The organism is uncultured Pseudokineococcus sp. (genome assembly GCF_947495735.1).
In the GTDB taxonomy this organism is placed as follows: Bacteria; Actinomycetota; Actinomycetes; order Actinomycetales; family Quadrisphaeraceae; genus Pseudokineococcus.
In genome coordinates, this window is the sequence record NZ_CANMAA010000015.1 from 1 (window position 1) to 17,856 (window position 17,856).

Below are 17,856 nucleotides of genomic sequence, written 5' to 3' on the forward strand. Positions count from 1 at the left end.
GCCACACCCCACCCGGAGGTTCTCCTTCGTTCAACCCGCCACGCCTGCTACCAACGTCCTGGCCGGATACATCTAGCATGCTGGTGCGGCAGTGCTCGGCGGGGGCTCGGAGGAGGACCTGGCGGTGGATCCCGGCGTCTGCCGGTCCCGGCCCACCACCGCGCCGCCGAGGGCCCGCTCGAGCGGCAGGGCCTCCGGGTCGCCCGGCTCCTGCGCGGGCGACGCGGCCGTGGCGGCATCGGGCGAGCACCGCACCCCCCGCGACGACCGGCGCGACCGACTCGACAGAGGTGGCTCATGACGACGACCCCCCACGCAGCCTGGCTCCCCGACCGGGTCCTCGCCCCCCTCGGGCGCGGGACCGCGGCCCTGCTGGCTCCCGACCTCGACGCCGGACCCGTCCTCGACGCCGTCGCGGCGGAGCTCGAGCGCGCGACCACCGCGCACGGCGGGCGGCTGACGACCCGGGTCGGGGCCCACGAGGTCCCCGACGTGGTGCTGGCGACCCCGGCCGGCCTCGCCGAACTCCGGCACCTGGCGGCTGCTCGGCGGGCCGGCGGGCCCGGGACGGCCGACCTGTCCGAGGAGGGCTGCCGCGTCGTGGCGGCCGAGGGCACGACCGTCGTGGTGGCTCGCACGGCGACCGGGCTCCTGCGCGGGCTCTTCGCCGTCGTCCGCGCCGGAGCGCGCCGGACCGACCCCGCCGGGACGGTGACCGCGCGCGACGAGGTGCTCGAGCCCGCCTCCCCCCTCCGGGTGCTGGACCACTGGGACAACCTCGTCGAGCACCCGGTCATGGGCCTCGTCGAGAGGGGGTACGCGGGTGCGTCGCTCTTCTGGGCCGACGGTCGGGTGCGCGAGGACCTGTCCCGGGTGGTGGAGTACGCGCGCCTGCTGGCCTCGACCGGGGTGAACGCCGTCGGGCTCAACAACGTCAACGTCCACGCGGTCGAGGCGCGGCTCCTCACCGACGGCCTCGAGGACGTGGCCCGCCTCGCCGACGTCTTCCGGCCGTACGGCATCCGCGTCCTGCTCTCGGTCTCCTTCGCCGCGCCGATGGGCGTGGGCGGCCTGACGACCTCCGACCCGCTCGACGAGGGCGTCCGGCGCTGGTGGGCGGACCGCGCCGCGCAGGTGTGGGCGCGCATCCCCGACTTCGGCGGCTTCGTGGTCAAGGCCGACTCCGAGGGGCAGCCGGGTCCCTTCGCCTACGGGCGCACCCACGCCGACGGCGCGAACGCGCTCGCCCGCGCCGTGGCCCCGCACGGCGGCACGGTCTTCTGGCGCGCCTTCGTCTACGACCACCACCAGGACTGGCGCGACCGCTCGACCGACCGCGCCCGCGCCGCCCACGACCACTTCTCGCCGCTGGACGGGGAGTTCGACGACCACGTCGTCCTGCAGGTGAAGTTCGGCCCGATGGACTTCCAGGTGCGGGAGCCCGTCTCGCCCGTCATCGCCGCCATGCCCCGCACCCGGCTCGCCGTCGAGCTGCAGGTCACCCAGGAGTACTCGGGTCAGCAGCAGCACGTCTGCTACCTCGGCGAGCAGTGGTCGGAGGTCCTGGGCTGGCGCCCGTGGGGCGAGGAGGGCGCGACCGTGGCCGACGTCGTCGCGGGGCGCGGGCCGGGCGGGCGCGACGCGGGCCTCGTCGCCGTGTCCAACGTCGGCCGCGACGAGTTCTGGACGGGCCACCCGCTGGCCCAGGCGAACCTGTACGCCTTCGGCCGGCTCGCCTCGGACCCCGGTCTGGACCCGCTCGAGCTGCTCGACGAGTGGGTCGGCCTCACGTTCGGGGACGACCCGGGGACCGCCGCAGCCCTGCACGAGCTGATGGACGGGTCGTGGCGCACGTACGAGGACTGCACGGCCCCCCTGGGGGTCGGCTTCATGGTCCGCCCCGGGCACCACTACGGCCCCGACGTCGACGGCTACGAGTACACCCCCTGGGGCACCTACCACTTCGCCGACCGCGACGGCATCGGCGTCGACCGCGCGCGGGCCACGGGCACGGGCTTCACGGGCCAGTACCCGCCGCCGTGGCGGGACGTCTACGAGTCCCTGGCGGACTGCCCCGACGAGCTGCTGCTGTTCTTCCACCACGTGCCGTACGAGCACGTGCTCCGCGACGGCACGACCGTCGTCCAGCACGTGTACGACACCCACTTCCGGGGCGCCGAGCGGGTCGAGCAGATGGTGCGCACCTGGGAGGGCCTGCGTGGGCGGGTCGAGCCGGACCTGCACGCCCGGGTCACCGAGCGCCTGGCCGAGCAGCTGCGCTCGGCCCGCGAGTGGCGGGATCAGCTGAACACCTACTTCTTCCGGAAGTCAGGGGTCGCCGACGCCCACGGGCGCACGATCCACTGACCTCGGCCCCTCCCGGCGCCCCTCCCCGTCCGTCCTGCCCTCCTCCGCCCGCGCGGGGAGGCGGACGGGGCGCCGGTCACGACGCCGCGGTCTGCTCCACGAACTCGTCGCGGACCTGCTGCACCACGGGGGCCTCGCCCCGCGCCAGCAGGAAGGTCAGGACCGAGGCCAGCAGCACGACGACGGCGTCGAAGGTCACGTACGTGATGCCCCCCGTGAGCACGAGCAGCGACAGCAGGCTCAGGGTCGCGCGCGGTCGGGTGCCGAGCGTCAGCACGGAGAGGCGGGCGGCATCCCGCCACCGGAAGGTGAAGGTCGCGGTGATCGAGAGCATCCGGACCGCCCAGAGCGTGACCGCGGCGCCCACCAGCAGCTGAGCCACGAGGAGCGCGCCGCCGCCGGGCACGCTCTCGCGGTTCGCGACGGAGACGCCCAGCGCGGTGAGGACCACGAGCGCCGGGACCCACGCCCGCAGCGCGTCGAGGACGTCCAGGCGGTAGCCGCGCAGGAACCTCCGGGACGGCTCGTCGTCGGGGTCGGCGAGGAAGCCCCTCCACGCGTGCAGCGCCGCGGCCACCGCGGGGCCGACGGGCACCGCGCACAGGGCGTACAGCGGGAGGTTGCTCGCCACGGGCGCCAGCAGCAGCGCCACCACGAGACCCGGGGCGGTCGTGAGCACGAGCATCACCTCGACGACGAGGAACCAGTGCACGACGCCCGTCACCCGCGAGAGCGGGCCCTCGCCGAGAGGCGGCACGGCTCAGCCCGCCTCGCGGACGACGGCACCCACGGGCGGGTCGACGACGACCGCCGGCGGGACGTCCTCGCCTCGCACGAGCGGCGGTCGCCGGGCGGGGCCGGCCCGCCCGCGGCAGACGGACGGCGTGGGGCGAGGGCCCATCGGGTCGGCCACCTCTCGTGCTGGTCGGCGCGGGGGTCCCGGGACGGCGGACGAGCCGCTGGGCCCGGCGTGCGGCGCGGCGGCCCGACCCCCGGGGTGAGGGCCGGGCCGCCGCGGGTGGATCAGCCGTTCGCCTCGGCGTAGCGCTGCTGGGCGCCGTTGACGATCTCCATGTAGGCGTCGAGGTTGGACGCCTCGAGCTCGGCGACGAAGGCGTCGTAGTCGGCGATGTCGCGCTGGCCGAGGATGAACTGCAGCGTGGCCTGGCGCGTCAGGTCGGTGAGCGCGGTCTGGTACAGCGAGAACTGCTCGCGCTCGATCTCGTCGAGCGGGTACGGCGGCGGCACGGCCACCGGCTCCTTCGCCCGCATCTCCTCCTGCCACTCGACCTCCTCCTCGTAGAGGTTCGAGAGGACGAGCTCGCGCGTCGAGCCGGAGGCGAACATGTACACGCCGTTGAAGAACCCGTAGTCGGCCTGCATGTTCGTCGGCGCGTCCGGGTTGAGGCCCGTGAACGAGACGTCCTCGGCGGGCGCCCGCTCGTCACCCGTCATGGCGTAGGTCTCGCCCTCGACGCCCCACTTGGCGAACTCCAGGCCCTCGTCCGAGTAGTAGAGCCAGTCGATGAACTGCATCATCGCGACGAAGTCGTCGTTCTCCACCGCACTGGAGGAGATCATGAGGCCGTTCTCCAGCCGCGTCCCTCCCACGACCTCACCGGCCGGTCCCGCGGGGAGGATGGTCTTCGAGAGGGAGAAGGCGTCCGCCCCCAGGGAGGCCTCCAGGGCGGTGCGGGCCGTGAGGATCTCCTGCGAGTTGGTGCTCACGGCGTACGACCGCTCGTTGGCCAGCTTCGACAGCGCGTCCTCGTCGGACTGCGTGAAGCTCTCCGGGTCCATCAGCCCGTCCTCGACCAGCCCCCGGAAGTACTCGACCATCGACCGGTACTCGTCGGTGGTGGGGGCGAAGACGAACTCACCGGCCTCCTCGTCCCAGACCACGCCGTCGATGAAGCCCCACCCGCCGATGGTGCCGAAGGCGGGCGCCGCGTAGTTGAGCAGGGCCTCGCCCTCCCACCGGTCGGAGAACGGGTAGGAGTCCGGGTCGGCGTCCTTCATCGCCTGCAGGACCCCGCGGAGCTCCTCCCACGACGTCGGCTCCTCCAGGCCCAGCTCCTCCAGGACGTCCGTGCGGATGCCGACGGTGTAGTCGGGTCGCACGTCCTGCAGCAGCCCCGGCAGGAGGTAGAACTTGCCGTCCTCCTGGCGGAGGGAGTCGAGCTCCTCCTCCAGCTCCCACTCCTCGACCTTGGCCTGGAAGTTGGGCATGAGGTCGACGTAGTCGCTCACCGGCAGGATGGCCCCGGAGGAGACGTACGGCGCCTCCTGCCCCGGGTAGGTGACGGGGATGAAGTCGGGCGCGTCGCCGGCCCCGATGACCAGGCTGCGGCGCTGGTCCCAGTCGCTCAGGGGTGCGAGCGTCGTCTCCAGGGTGACGTTCTGCTCCTCTGCGATCCGCTGGTAGAAGAGCCACTCCGGGTCGTTCGGGTAGTTGGGGTGGTCGCGGTACAGCAGGGAGAAGGAGACGGGCTCCGTCGCCTGGAAGGTGTCCCCGACGCCGTAGTCCTCCATGGCCCCCACGGACTGCTCCTCGACGACCTCCTCCACCGCCTCGCTCTCGTCGCCGGAGCACGCGGTGAGGCCGAGCACGAGTCCCATGGCTGCGATCAGTGCCGTCGACCGCTTCGTTGCGAACGTCATCGTTTCCCTCTCGAGGTTCGTCAGGAGTTCGGGGAGGAGCAGGCGGGAGTTCGTCTCTCCTCCCGGCCAGCGACGGGAGGACGGGGGCTCAGCCCTTAACCGAGCCGAGCATCACGCCGGAGACGAAGTACTTCTGGATGAAGGGGTAGAGGCTCACGATGGGCAGCAGCGTGAGGACCATCGTCACCGCCTGGATGTTGGCGGCCACCTGCGCGGCGTCGTCCGCACTGCTCCCCATGGACGTCGCCGTGGTGGCTCCCGCGATCATGTTCCGCAGGTAGACGGTGACGGGGTAGAGCTCGGCGCGGTCGAGGTACAGGAAGGCCGTGAACCAGGAGTTCCAGAACGTCACCGCGTAGAACAGCACCATCGTCGCGATCACCGCCTTGCTCAGCGGCAGCACGATGCGGAAGAAGATCCCGTACGTGGTGAGCCCGTCGATCGAGGCGGCCTCCTCGAGCTCTTCGGGGAGGTTCTCGAAGAAGGCCTTCATCACGAGCAGGTTGAACACGCTGATGGCGTTGGGCAGCACGATCGCCCACATGGTGTTCGTCATGCCCAGCTCGTTGATCAGGACGTAGTTGGGGATGAGTCCGCCGTTGAAGAACATGGTGAAGACGGCGATGCCGATAAGGACCGGCCGCCCCTTCAGGTGCTTCTTCGAGATGGCGTAGGCGAACGACGTCGTCAGCACCATGGCGATCGCCGTCGCGACCACCGTGTACACGACGGTGTTCCGGTAGTTCAACCAGAACATCGAGTCGCTCATGACCACGCGGTAGGTCTCGATGTTGAACCCGCGGGGCACCAGGTTGACCTGCCCCGAGGTGATGGCGCCCTCGGAGGAGAAGGACTGGGCGATGATGTTGACGAAGGGGTACAGCACCACCGCCACGACGAGCAGCAGGATGGTGACGTTGACGACCCGGAAGGCCCGGTAGCCGCGGGTGTCCTTGAGCGTCCGCGGCGCGGGCACCTGGGCCAGGCGCCGGGTGGCGCGATCGGGGTCGGCGAGGGTCACCACAGACTCGTCCCAGCTGCTCGTCGCGAGATGGCGTTGGCGGACAGGATCAGGGTCAGCCCGATGATCGCCTCGAAGAGGCCGATCGCCGCGGCGTAGGAGAAGTTGCTCGACAGGATCCCCACCCGGTACAGGTACGTGGAGATCACGTCCGCGGTCGGGTAGAGCAGCGGGTTGTACAGGAGCAGGATCTTCTCGAAGCCGACCGCCATGAACGTGCCGATGTTCAGGATGAGCAGCGTGATCATGGTGGGTCGGATGCCGGGCAGGGTGACGTGCCAGGTCTGCTTCCACCGGTTCGCGCCGTCGATGCGCGCGGCCTCGTAGAGGTTCTCGTCCACCTGCGTCAGCGCGGCGAGGTAGAGGATGGTGCCCCACCCGACCGTCTGCCAGACCTCCGAGGTGATGTAGACGGTGCGGAACCACTCCGCCTGCTGCATGAAGGGGATCGAGTCCCCGCCGACGAGCTGGACCAGCTGGTTGATCGTCCCCTGGGTCGAGGTCAGCTGCAGCACCATCCCCGCCACGATGACGATCGACATGAAGTGCGGCAGGTAGGACACCGTCTGCACGAAGCGCTTGAACTTGCGCGACCTCAGCTCGTTGAGGAGCAGAGCCAGGACGATGGGCATCGGGAAGGCGATGAGCAGGGTGAGCGTGCCGAGGACCAGGGTGTTCCGGAAGACGTTCCAGAAGAGCGGGTCGTTGATGAAGAGCTCGACGTAGCGCAGGCCCACCCACTCGTCACCGAAGATGCTGCCGCCCGGCCGGAACCGGCGGAACGCGATGACGTTTCCGAGCATGGGCAGGTACCGGAAGACCAGGAAGAACGCCAGCGGGAGCACCACGAGCGAGTACAGGCGCCAGTCCCGCCGCAGGGCCTGGCGCCAGGTCGTCGTCGACGGGCGCAGCACCGGGGTCTGCTCCTGCAGGGCCACGGCCGCCAGGGACGAGGCCCCGCCGCTCGCGGACCCGGTGGTCCCCGGGGTCGAGCCCGCTGAGGACGTGCCGCTCATGCGGTCGTCACCGAGCACCGCCGCCACGGCCGACCCCGCCGCCGCTCAGGCGTCGTCGTACTGCCCTGTCGTCGCACAACGTCTCCAACCCACGTCAGTGTGTGTCGAAACCTTTCGATCGGTAGATCGATAGCCAGACCGTAGACGCGGCCTCCACTCTCGGTCAACGGGCGACCTCGGACTGTGACCTCCGCGCGGGAACGAAGGACGTGCACCGCAGTCACGAGACCTCGATCCGCGAGGCCGCGTCCGCTCCGGGACGATCGAGTCCACCGAGTGCTAGTTTCCCCGAAACTTTCGAGATCGAGCCCCGGGACCGTGGATGACGACGGACAGCGCGCGACCCACTCTCTCCACCGTCGCCGCGGAGGTCGGCGTGTCGGTGGCGACGGTGTCCAAGGTGCTCAACGGCAGGTCGGACGTCGCCTCCGGCACGCGCACCCGCGTCGAGGAGACCATCGAGCGCCTCCGCTACCAGCGGCGGCCGGCCCGGCCTGCGACCGGACCCCAGCTGCTCCAGCTCGTGTTCCACGAGCACTCGTCCTGGGGCCAGGAGATCCTCCGCGGGGTCGAGGCGGTCGCCTGCCAGGAGCGCGTGTCGGTCGTCCTCTCCCAGCTCGGCGGCGTGCACCGCCCCCCGCAGGAGCGGCTCGACGACACGCTCGCGCTGCGCCCGCTGGGCGTGGTCTTCGTGCTCTCCGAGGTGAGCCCGACGCAGCGCCGCCAGCTGGCCGCCCGCTCCATCCCCTTCGTCGTCGTCGACACGGCGGGCGAGCCGCCACCGGACGTGCCGACCGTGGGGTCCACCAACTGGAGCGGCGCCCTCGCCGCGACCCGCCACCTCCTCGCCCTGGGGCACCGGCGCATCGCGGTCGTCACCGGGCCGACCGACGTCCTGTGCAGCCGTGCCCGTCTCGACGGCTGCCGCACGGCGCTGGCCGAGGCCGGCGTCGAGCTGGACCCCTCGCTCGTGCGCTACGGCAACTTCCACGTCGAGGGCGGCTACGCCCACGGCCGCGAGCTGCTGTCGCGCCCGGACCGCCCCAGCGCCGTCTTCGCCGGCAGCGACTTCCAGGCCCTCGGGGTGCTCCGGGCGGCCCGGGAGCTGGGTCTGCGCGTGCCCGAGGACCTCTCGCTGGTCGGCTACGACGACCTGCCGGTGGCCCGCTGGATCGGGCCGGCGCTCACCACCGTCCGCCAGCCCCTGCAGGAGATGGCCAGCACGGCGACGCGGATGGTGCTCGAGCTGGCCCGGGGCGCCTCGCTGGCGGCTCCGCGCATCGACCTGGCCACCGAGCTCGTCGTGCGGGAGAGCACGGCGCCGCCCGGCGGGGACCGGGCGTGAACGACGACGCCCGCTGGGTGCACACCTGGGCGTGCATGCCGCAGCGGGCCGAGGCCGCGGACCTGCCCCCGGCGCCCGAGGGCGGCCGCGGCCCGAGCGGGTCGGGCACGACCCTCCGGCAGACCGTCCGCACCTCGGTGGGGGGTCGCCGCCTGCGCGTCCGGCTGTCGAACGCCTTCGGGGACGCCCCGCTGGCGGTCTCGCGCGCCGTCCTCGCCCGACCCGAGGGCGGGCGCTCGGGCGCCCGCGCCGTCGTGCCCGGGACCTCGGTGCCCCTGACCTTCGGCGGTCGCGCCTCGACCCGCGTGCCGGTCGGTGCGCTCGTGGTCTCCGACCCGGTCGAGCTCGCCGTCGCCCCGCGGTCGGCGCTCACCCTCTCGACCCACCTGTCGGACGAGGGCGTCCTGTGGGGCCGCACCACCCACCCGGGCTCGCGGACGACGTCGCACGTGCTCGCCGGCGACCACGCGGAGGCGCGCGACCTGGCGGGCGCCGCGCCGGTCGAGCACTGGTACGTCCTCACCGGCCTGGAGGTCGTCCCCGACCGCCCCGCTCGCGCCGTCGTCGTCCTCGGCGACTCGCTGAGCGACGGCAGGGGGTCGACCACCGACGGGGACGACCGGTGGCCGGACCAGCTGGCCGAGCGCCTGCGGGCGGCGGGGCGGACCGACGTCGCGGTGGTGAACCAGGCGGGCGGCGGCAACCGCGTCCTCGCCGACGGGGTGGGGCCGAGCGCCCTCGCCCGCCTCGACCGCGACGTCCTGGCTCTCAGCGGTGCGGCGTGGCTGCTCGTGCTCGAGGGGATCAACGACCTCGGCACCGCCGCCGCCACGGCCTCGGCCCAGCGGGACGTCGCGGAGGACCTCGTGCGCGCGCTCGACCAGGTCGTCCTGCGCGCCCGGGCCCGTGGCCTGCGCGCGCTCGGCGCCACCCTGCTCCCGTTCGGCGGCAGCGCCGACTACGACGACCCGGCGGGGCACCGCGAGCGCAGCCGGCAGCGGGTCAACCACTGGATCCGCACGAGCGGCCGCTTCGACGCGGTGCTCGACCTGGACCGCGCGGCGCGCGACCCCGCCCGGCCGGACAGGCTCCTGGCCGCCCACGACGTCGGCGACCACCTGCACCTGGGGCCCGCCGGCCACGCCGCCCTGGCCGCGGCCGTGCCGCTCGACGTCTTCCGGTAGGCACCCCGACGGGGCGGCTCAGGACGCAGCGGTCCGCTGCTCGTGCACCGCGCGCAGGATCCGGTTCCGCGTCTGCGCGCGCGGACGTCGCGGGAGACCGCGCCTGGAGGGGGCGGTGCTCGCTCGAGGTGCAGCCCCGAGGGCGCAGCGGTTCCCTCCTCGACCACGTCAGCGGCGGGCGGCCCCCGCCCCTCGGGACGCCGGCTGCGAGCGGACCTCGGCGCACCGGCGCACCGGCGACCTCCGCGCCTCGACGACCACGACGTCCTGCGCCCGGTGGCGAGGCGACCGTCGGCGTCGTCCGGGGGCACGACCTCCCGGCCGTCACCGGTAGCGGTAGAGCCTGACGCGCTGGAGCGACACCCGCCCCGGCTCCAGGCGGAGGTGCCGCCCCTGGTGGGTCTCGTCGCCGTTGAGCCAGCGCCGGTGGGTCCACACCCCGTCGTCGTAGCGTCCCTCCTCGCAGCTGAGCACGCCCACGTGCTCCGAGCCGGGCCGCACGGGGGAGAAGGTCACGGTCACCCCGATGCCGCCGAGGACGAGGTCGTCAGGGCCGGTCCGGATGACGACCGCACCTGCGGGCAGCCGCCGGGTGTCGGTCGACCGGTCGCCCACCTCGTTGATCACCCCGTCCGCCAGGCTCGGCGCCGCCTCCCGCTCGTAGGAGGCCTCGAGCACGACCTCTCCGAGACGCACCCGGTGGGGCGTGCGCTGGTCGTCGGTCGGCGGCAGCAGCCCGGTCATCGAGCCGTCACCCGCGTGCGCCGTCATCAGCGGGGTCAGCTGGCGGACGACGTCGTTGGCGGCCGCGAGCAGCGTCGCGGCGTCCCCCTCGATCGACTCGATGCCGAAGGGCGAGAAGCCGATCGCCGAGTGGGCGCCGTAGGCGTAGAGCGCGTTGGCGGCCGCGTCCGTGCTGCGGAGCGCCTCCGGCACGAACAGCGGGTCGCCCGTGCGCGCGTACCTGCCCGCCCACTCGGCGAAGTTCGGGAAGTAGATGTCGGGCGCGATGAAATCGAGCGCGGGCGCCCCGGCCCGCCAGACATCGACGAGGTGCGGCAGGGGACCGGCGCTCGGGTACTGGCCGGGGAGCGCCCCCGGGCGGATGAGCGCTGCGTTCGCGTACATCGGAAGGTCGAGCTGGGCCTTGCCGGCCTCCACCACGGCCTGGACGTAGCGGGCGAAGTGCCACGCCATGAAGATCTCGTCCGTGGAGGGCCCCTCGCCGAGGACCTCGACCCAGCTCCCACCGCGACGCGAGACCTCGGGCTCCCACACGTCGGCCAGCTCCGGCGCCAGCCCTCCGCGGTGGTCCTCCACGTACCCGACGAGCTCCGCGGGGACCGGTCCGTCGAAGGCGGTCTCCGCCTCCGCGGAGTGGTCACGAGCCTCGGGGATCATGCCGATCTCGTTCTCCACCTGCACGAGCACCACGGTGCGCCGCTCGTCCGACTCGCGCAGGTGGCCCATGAGCGCGGCGAACGCCCGCGCGTCGGCGTCGCGGTTGGCCGCGCTGAACGGGGTGAGGATCTCCAGCGCCTGGCCGCTCGAGGTCCGGCACCGCGGGAAGCGCTCGACGTCCGACTTCACCCATCCCGGCGCGTAGCAGGACATGCTGTTCTTCCAGGTCCCGAACCACAGCAGCACCAGCCTCATGCCGTGCGCCGCCGCGTCCTCGACGAGCTCGTCGACGGTGCTCCAGTCGAACTGCCCCTCCACCGGCTCCACGACGTCCCAGCACACCGGCGCCACGAGGGTGTTGAGCCCGAGGGACCGCAGCTTGTCCCAGTGCTCCGCGAGGTGCGTGCGCTCAGCGCTCGAGTTGCCCAGCTCGCCGCCGCGGACGAGGAAGGGCGCGCCGTCCACGACCAGCTGCGTCGCGCTGCCGGACCGTCTCAAGCTGGGCAACGGCCACGGCGACGAGGCGTCGCCGGCGCCCGCTCCTGCTGCCGTCTCCGGTGTGGAGGTCACGCGCCGCGAGTCTGGCACGCGGTGGGCACGGTCTCACCGAGGACGCACGGGGCTCGAGGTGGGCGGGGGCGAGGTGCGCGAGGCTCGACGGGGCGGAGGGGCCGCGCTGCTCTTCCGCCGCGGCCCCTACGCGACCGCGGCGACCTCGCCCAGCTGGCGGGCCATGGTCGCGGCGTCCTCGGAGGCACCCGTGATGGCCCCCTGCACCTGGGTGGACGACGCGCTCTGCTCCTCGACGGCCGCGGCGATCGTCACCTGGGCGTCGAGGACGCCGCGGACGACCTCCTGGATGGCCCCGAGCGAGGCGCCGGCGGCCCGGACGTCGTCGCGGACCGCGTCGACGACCCTGCTGATGTCGTCGGTGGCGCGCGCCGTCTCGGCGGCGAGCTCCTTGACCTCTCCGGCGACGACGGCGAAGCCCCGGCCGGCCGTCCCGGCGCGGGCCGCCTCGATGGTCGCGTTGAGCGCGAGCAGGTTGGTCTGCTGGGCGATGGCGCTGATGCTGCTCGCCATCGCGTCGATGCGCCCCATGGTCTCCGCCAGGCGGTCCACGGTCGCGGCCCCCTGCGCGGACTCCGTCTCGGCCCGCTGGGCGGTGGCGGTGGCCGAGCTCGCGGCGACCGAGATGTCGTTGATCGCGGTGCGCAGCCCGTCCATCACCGCGGAGGCGACCGAGACGTTCTGGCTGAGCCGGGTGCCCGCCTCGTCCAGGCGCGCGAGCCGCTCCCCGAGGGCCGCCGCCCGCTCCTCGCGCTGGCGCAGCGCCGCCGCCGCGTCGTCGGCGGCGGCCGAACGTGCCCCGGCCAGCTCCCCCTGGGCCGTGGCGACGGCGCAGGCCCGGGCGCGGGCGGTGTCCGCCTCGGCGCGGCGCGCGGCGTCCGCCGCCTCGGTGAAGCGCCAGCCGTAGGCGAGGAAGAAGCCCTCGGCGAGGAGGAAGACGGCGTGGAGGCCGGCGAAGCGGACCGGGTGCTCGACCGCCGCCGGGGTGGAGAAGACGATGCTCGGCATCAGCAGCCCCATCACCGCGTGGTGGACGGCGACGAAGCCGACCGCGGCGAGGAACGGCACCCACTGCTGGTAGAGCGCCACGGCCGGCAGCAGGACGTAGAACCAGATGTGCAGGTCCGTCAGGCCGCCGCCGACGTGCACGAGGACACCGGCACCGACCATCAGGCCGAGCCCGACGGCCCCGGCGCGCAGGGACTGGGAGCGCATCGTCCGAGCCAGCACGGCCAGCACGGCCATCGCCGCGACCTGGCCCCACAGCAGGAGGCCCGGCGAGACGGGGCCGTGGTCCGCGTGCCCGTCGCCCCGCAGGTGCAGCACGCCGAGCACGGAGAGGACGGGCAGGTGCAGCAGCAGCAGCCCCCACAGCAGCTGGTGGCGGGCGGCGAACTGCTCCTCGTCGAGCTGGCCGCCGCGCGGCAGCCAGGACAGCCCGGTTCCGGGGGTCGGCGCGTCGGTGGTCATACGCCGGTGTCGGCACCTCCGGCCCGGGGGCTGAGCCGCGCCCCCGCCGTCCGGGCGACGACCCCCCGGACGGGCGAGGCCGCGGGCCTCCGTCAGCCGCCGGCGGGCTCGTCGCGGTCGTGCACCTGCGCGGGCGGGGAGGTGGCCTCGACCGCGGTGAAGGCCTCGAGGATCCGGTAGGAGTGCACGGCGCCCTTCGGCACCACCCAGGAGTCGCCGGCCGCCAGGGAGACGACCTGGCCCTCGCTGCGCAGCTCGGCCCGGCCGGAGATCACGTAGCCGACCGTCTCGTAGTCACGGGCGACGTCGGGCTCGGGGTCTCCGGCCGGCTGCTCGCGCCACATCCGCATGCTCGTGCTCGCGCCGCTGGCGAGGTGCACCTGCCCCATCGCGCCGCGGGGGGAGTGCTCGCTGTCCACCTTGATGATCGTCGTGTCGCCCATGCGTCGACGCTAGGCCAGGTCGGCCGCCGCGGCCCGCCCGCACGCTCCCCCGCGCAGGGCTGCCGGAGGAGCACTGCGCCTCGGCGAGGCCGGCTGGAGCGGACGCCGCGGCCCTGACCCAGCTGATCGCGGACAGGCATGCGCCGCTTCTCCAGCCGCGACGGCCACGGCAACCGGCTCGAGGTGCTGCAGCCGGTCGGGCTGGTCGACGTCGCCGGCGCCGACGTCGTCGATCTCGGCTGCGCCGGCGACGGTCCGCCGTGACCTGGTCGACGGAGGTGACCGTGCACGGTCACCTCCGTCGACCAGCTCCTCAGGAGGGGTCAGGCACCACGCCGCCACAGGTACGGCGTGGTCGTGGTGACCTCCACGAGGCCGGCTCGCTGGAGGATCGGCCGTGAGAACGGGGTGCAGTCGCTGTGCACCAGCGTCTTCCCCCGGCGGAGGGCGGACCGGGCGCGCGCCGCGGTCAGCGCGCGGTAGACGCCGCGGCGGCGCCACTCCGGGCGCGTCGCGCCGCCCCAGACGCCGGCCACGTCGCTGCCCGCCACCGGCTCCAGCCGCCCGGCGCTGACGACGAGCCCCGCCGCCTCGGCGACCCAGAGCTCCATCCCGTCGCCGGTGGCGAGCCGGCGCACGAGGGCGTCGGCCCCCTCCCTGCTGACGGGGTCGCCGAAGACCTCGTCCTGCATCGCGCTCATCGCGCGGACGTCGACCTCGGAGGTCACCCGGCGCAGCGAGACCCCCTCCGGCAGCGGCAGGTCGACCGCGAGGGCCTGCGCCTCGCCCATCATCACGACCTCCTGCTCGTCCGGGACGAACCCGTGCGCGACGAGCGCCTCGTGCAGCCCTGGCGCGGCGTCGTGCCCGCGGGTCTTCCACTCGACGCGCGCGACCTCCGGGTCGGCCCGGTAGTGCTCCAGCGCCTCGGCCACCCAGCGCCGGATCGCGGCGGCGTCCGCTCCCCCGAGGTCGGCGTAGGTGACGAAGCCGCGCCCGCCCGCGAACGTCACCAGGCGCAGCGGGCCGAGCCGGGTGACCGAGGTCGCGCCGGGGGTCTCGGCGTCGGTGCGCAGCTGGCCGTCGTAGATCGCCAGCAGGCGGGCGGGGTCGGGGGGCACGGCGGCGACCCTGCGCGAGGAGGCGGCCGACGGCAAGGGAGTTCGCCGCCGCGGGGCCGCGGCACCGGGCCGGGCCCCACGAGCACCGCCGCGCGTCAGGACCCGGGCTGGTCGGCCGGCGCGTAGACCAGGCGCAGGACGCCGGTCGGCAGGGCCTGCGAGCTTCGCAGCGCGAGGGGGAGCACCGAGCCGGCCTCCTCGAAGAGCCGCACGCCCCTGCGCGCCGCGACCGGGTGCACGAGGAGCCGCAGCTCGTCGAGCAGCCCCGCCTCGAGCAGCTGGCGCACGACCGAGACGGAGCCGGCCACGAGGACCTTCCCGACGCCCGGGTCGGCCCTCAGGGCCCGGACCGCCTCGACGACGTCCGGCACGGCCTCGGCGTTGCGCCAGCCCAGCTCGCCGACGCCGCGCGTGGCGACGAGCTTGCGGACGTCGCCCAGCTGCGCGGCGAAACCCGCGTCCTCCTCGCCGGCCGCCTCTCGCTCGGGCCAGGCCCCCGCGAAGCTGTCGTACGTCACGCGACCGAGGACGAGGACGTCCACGCCGTCGTAGTCCTCGCTGACCGCGGCGCCCATGGCGTCGTCGAAGTACGGGACGTGCCACGCCGGGTCGATCTCCACGACGCCGTCGAGCGCCGAGAACAGGGTCGAGACGATCGTCGCCACCAGAGCCTCCTTGGTCGTCGCGGCCGCCGGGTGCGGACGCTCGTGACGGAGCAGACCGCGCCGGTCGACGCAGGTCATCGGGCACGACCCGTTCCACCTGCGCCTCGTCGTCGCAGCTCTCCCAGGACGGCGTCCGGATGGAGGCTGACACGCAGACGACCTCTGCGACAGGGATGGTCGTGCCCGTGGACTTCGACCTGGACGACGCGACGCGCGACGACGACTGGGTGGTGGTGGCCGACGACCTCGCAGCGCCGGCCGACGAGGTCGGCTGACCGCTCGGCGCCTCGCGCCGGCACCTCCGGGCCCGCGTTACGGTGCCGCGCACGGGATCCGCCCGCGCCCACCCCGAGGAGAGCCGCGTGCGCACACCCGTCCAGGACTACCTGCGCGAGGTGACCGACTCCCTCGTCGGCATCCACGACGGCGAGGTGGCCGACTACATCCCCGCCCTCGCCACCGCGGACCCGGACGTCCTCGCCCTGGCGCTGACCACCATCACGGGGCGCACCTACTCCGTGGGCGACGCCGACCGCGAGTTCTCCCTGCAGTCGATCTCCAAGCCGTTCGCCTACGCGGTGGCCCTGCTCGACCACGGCTTCGAGGCCGTCGACCGCGTCGTCGGCGTCGAGCCCTCGGGCGAGGCGTTCGACGAGCTGTCCCTGGAGAAGGGCTCGCACCGCCCGCGGAACCCGATGATCAACGCGGGCGCCCTCGCGGTGCACAGCCTGCTGGACCCGGACAACGGCGGTCGCGTCGAGCGCCTGCTGGACGTGTTCTCCGCCCTCGCGGGTCGGCCCCTGCGCGTCGACGCCGAGGTGCACGTCAGCGAGATGGCCACGGCCGACCGCAACCTGGCGCTGGCCCACATGCTCCGCAGCTACGGGCTCGTGACCGCGGACGTCCACGACGTCGTCGACGGCTACGTCCAGCAGTGCGCCGTGATGGTCACCGCCCGCGACGTCGCCGTGATGGGCGCCACGCTGGCCGGGGGCGGGGTCCAGCCGGTCACCGGTGAGCGCGTGCTGCCCGCGCGGGTGGCCCGCCAGACCCTCTCGGTGATGCTCGCAGCCGGCATGTACAACGGCGCCGGCAGCTGGATCACCGGCGTGGGCATTCCCGCGAAGAGCGGCGTGTCCGGAGGGCTGCTCGGCGCGCTCCCCGGCCAGGCCGGCGTCTGCGTGTTCTCGCCGCGGCTGGACGCCCACGGCAGCAGCGTCCGCGGGGTGCTGGCCTTCCAGCGCCTGTCCTCGGACCTGGGCCTGCACCTCATGGACGCCGAGCGCCTCGGCGAGACGGTGCTGCGCGAGCGCCGGGAGGACGGCGACGAGGTGGTCTACGCGCTGCAGGGCGTCGTGGAGTTCACGGGCGCCGAGCACCTGCTGCACGAGCTCGCGCAGGAGGAGGGGTGGACCTGCGTCGTCCTCGACCTGACGCACGTCGACCGGGTCACGCGCGTCGGCCGGCGGATGGTGCTCGAGGGCCTGCGCCGGCTCCGCCTCGACGGGCGCCGGGTCGCCGTGGTCGACGCCGGACGCGTGCTGCCGGACGCGGACCCGGGCGACGGCGAGGTCGTCGAGGACCGCGCCCAGCTCTGATGGGCGGCCTGCAGCCCTGGTCGGGCGGCCACGCCTCACGCCGGGGGCGCCGTCTCGGCGAGCCCGTCGCACGCCGCGGCAGTCGCTGACCGAGCTACAGGCGACGCAGCCACGCGGTGGCCGCGGGGTCGGCGAGGATCCGGCGACCGCTGAGCGGCTGCACCTCTCGCGCGTCGCCGTCCGGGAACAGCGCTCGGAAGCTCGCGATCCCCGCGGCCGAGACCGTCTGCGAGCCGACCACGAACCACTGGACGCCCTCGGTGTACGGCGCCGTCGTCAGCGACCCCGCGTACCGCACGGCGGCGATCCGCCGGGGCATCATGGCCCTCAGGTCGACGTGCTCGACCGGCACCGGGTCCGCGCACTCGTCGGGCAGCACCGCGAGCAGCCGGTCCGCCTCTCCCTGCTCCCCCTCGACCAGGAGCACGGCGACCACGAGCAGCCGCCCGTCCTCGCTGGCGTGCACGAGGTGCTGCTCCAGAGGGGTGTGGCGACCGTCGACCGTGTGCTCCGACGGCGTGTGGAAGTGGGTCTGCAGCAGGTCGTAGCGCGTGCCGTCCACGACGACGTGCCCCGCGCCGGGCTGCACGCCCGCCTGCTGGGTCTCCTCCACGCCGCGCGTCGCGCACCCGCCGGGCTCGCCGGCGTCCTGGCTGATGTAGGCGAGGCTGACGACGGCGTCCCGGTCGTAGTGCACCTCGAGCGGCGGCAGCGCCCGCCGTCGGCTCACGTCGGTGCGGCGGAGGTCGACCGGGCTCTGCTGCGGCGGGTCGGCGGCGACGGCGGGCGCGGCGGTCGCCGCCCCCGCCGCCAGGACGAGGGGGACGGACAGGACGGAGCGGCGAGACGGGTCCATCGTCGACGCGGCTCCTCGGGTCGTGGGGTGGGGGCGTGGCGACCGGCGGCGACCACCTCGATGACAACGTATGCACCGTTATGCCGGTTCCGCCCGGCGGTAGGCGACCCCGGGCCGGGCCGCGGTCGTGCGGGGACG

The 17,856-nt window shown here is 73.9% G+C and carries 16 protein-coding genes; 6 read left to right on the plus strand and 10 right to left on the minus strand.

The window, feature by feature from the left end:
* Window positions 1-297: 297 nt before the first annotated feature.
* Window positions 298-2,367, plus strand: a complete 2,070-nt coding sequence (locus Q0848_RS15960; protein ID WP_299039298.1) for an alpha-glucuronidase — start codon at window positions 298-300, stop codon at window positions 2,365-2,367.
* Between the two features lie 76 nt (window positions 2,368-2,443).
* On the opposite strand, the gene Q0848_RS15965 is transcribed toward Q0848_RS15960, so the two are convergent.
* The 4 genes from Q0848_RS15965 to Q0848_RS15980 all read right to left on the minus strand — a co-directional run bounded on the left by Q0848_RS15965 (window position 2,444) and on the right by Q0848_RS15980 (window position 7,065).
* Entirely contained in the window at window positions 2,444-3,124 is a 681-nt protein-coding gene (locus Q0848_RS15965; RefSeq protein WP_299039301.1) for a hypothetical protein, read from the minus strand.
* Between the two features lie 266 nt (window positions 3,125-3,390).
* A complete protein-coding gene (locus Q0848_RS15970; protein ID WP_299039303.1) occupies window positions 3,391-5,028 on the minus strand; it encodes an extracellular solute-binding protein in 1,638 nt (545 codons plus the stop codon).
* A gap of 88 nt (window positions 5,029-5,116) precedes the next feature.
* Window positions 5,117-6,013 (minus strand): carbohydrate ABC transporter permease, encoded by an 897-nt coding sequence (locus Q0848_RS15975; protein WP_366146647.1) that lies wholly within the window; start codon window positions 6,011-6,013, stop codon window positions 5,117-5,119.
* A 32-nt stretch (window positions 6,014-6,045) separates the two neighbouring features.
* A complete protein-coding gene (locus Q0848_RS15980; RefSeq protein WP_299039306.1) occupies window positions 6,046-7,065 on the minus strand; it encodes a sugar ABC transporter permease in 1,020 nt (339 codons plus the stop codon).
* Between the two features lie 322 nt (window positions 7,066-7,387).
* On the opposite strand from Q0848_RS15980, the gene Q0848_RS15985 reads away from it, so the two are divergent.
* Complete coding sequence (locus Q0848_RS15985) at window positions 7,388-8,410, plus strand: LacI family DNA-binding transcriptional regulator (RefSeq protein WP_299039307.1); 1,023 nt, start codon at window positions 7,388-7,390, stop codon at window positions 8,408-8,410.
* On the plus strand, window positions 8,407-9,594 hold the full coding sequence (locus Q0848_RS15990; protein WP_299039308.1) for an SGNH/GDSL hydrolase family protein: 1,188 nt from the start codon (window positions 8,407-8,409) through the stop codon (window positions 9,592-9,594). Before Q0848_RS15985 ends, Q0848_RS15990 begins: the two co-directional genes overlap by 4 nt.
* 324 nt (window positions 9,595-9,918) lie before the next feature.
* Here Q0848_RS15990 and Q0848_RS15995 read toward each other — a convergent pair whose 3' ends face one another.
* The 3 genes from Q0848_RS15995 to Q0848_RS16005 form a co-directional block, all read right to left on the minus strand.
* The gene (locus Q0848_RS15995) at window positions 9,919-11,565 is read right to left on the minus strand and encodes a DUF5597 domain-containing protein (protein ID WP_299039310.1); all 1,647 of its coding nucleotides are present in this window, start codon (window positions 11,563-11,565) and stop codon (window positions 9,919-9,921) included.
* A gap of 126 nt (window positions 11,566-11,691) precedes the next feature.
* Complete coding sequence (locus Q0848_RS16000) at window positions 11,692-13,035, minus strand: methyl-accepting chemotaxis protein (protein WP_299039312.1); 1,344 nt, start codon at window positions 13,033-13,035, stop codon at window positions 11,692-11,694.
* Between the two features lie 92 nt (window positions 13,036-13,127).
* Window positions 13,128-13,478 carry a cupin domain-containing protein gene (locus Q0848_RS16005; protein WP_299039315.1) on the minus strand — a complete coding sequence of 117 codons (351 nt, stop codon included), beginning with the start codon at window positions 13,476-13,478 and terminating at the stop codon, window positions 13,128-13,130.
* A gap of 138 nt (window positions 13,479-13,616) precedes the next feature.
* Between Q0848_RS16005 and Q0848_RS16010 the strand changes: the two genes are divergently transcribed.
* Window positions 13,617-13,742 carry a hypothetical protein gene (locus Q0848_RS16010; RefSeq protein ID WP_299039316.1) on the plus strand — a complete coding sequence of 42 codons (126 nt, stop codon included), beginning with the start codon at window positions 13,617-13,619 and terminating at the stop codon, window positions 13,740-13,742.
* A 59-nt stretch (window positions 13,743-13,801) separates the two neighbouring features.
* Here Q0848_RS16010 and Q0848_RS16015 read toward each other — a convergent pair whose 3' ends face one another.
* Both Q0848_RS16015 and Q0848_RS16020 read right to left on the minus strand, forming a co-directional pair.
* Window positions 13,802-14,599: a GNAT family N-acetyltransferase gene (locus Q0848_RS16015; protein WP_299039318.1), complete on the minus strand. Its 798-nt coding sequence runs from the start codon at window positions 14,597-14,599 to the stop codon at window positions 13,802-13,804.
* A gap of 95 nt (window positions 14,600-14,694) precedes the next feature.
* A complete protein-coding gene (locus Q0848_RS16020; protein ID WP_299039320.1) occupies window positions 14,695-15,264 on the minus strand; it encodes a dihydrofolate reductase family protein in 570 nt (189 codons plus the stop codon).
* A gap of 137 nt (window positions 15,265-15,401) precedes the next feature.
* Here Q0848_RS16020 and Q0848_RS16025 point away from each other — a divergent pair, with 137 nt between their 5' ends.
* Together Q0848_RS16025 and Q0848_RS16030 are read left to right on the plus strand one after the other, a co-directional pair.
* Window positions 15,402-15,539 carry a hypothetical protein gene (locus Q0848_RS16025; RefSeq protein ID WP_299039322.1) on the plus strand — a complete coding sequence of 46 codons (138 nt, stop codon included), beginning with the start codon at window positions 15,402-15,404 and terminating at the stop codon, window positions 15,537-15,539.
* Between the two features lie 87 nt (window positions 15,540-15,626).
* On the plus strand, window positions 15,627-16,862 hold the full coding sequence (locus tag Q0848_RS16030; RefSeq protein ID WP_299039324.1) for a glutaminase: 1,236 nt from the start codon (window positions 15,627-15,629) through the stop codon (window positions 16,860-16,862).
* A 94-nt stretch (window positions 16,863-16,956) separates the two neighbouring features.
* Here the strand turns inward: Q0848_RS16030 and Q0848_RS16035 are convergent, their stop codons facing one another.
* Window positions 16,957-17,718: a carbonic anhydrase family protein gene (locus Q0848_RS16035; RefSeq protein WP_299039326.1), complete on the minus strand. Its 762-nt coding sequence runs from the start codon at window positions 17,716-17,718 to the stop codon at window positions 16,957-16,959.
* Between the last annotated feature and the right edge of the window lie 138 nt (window positions 17,719-17,856).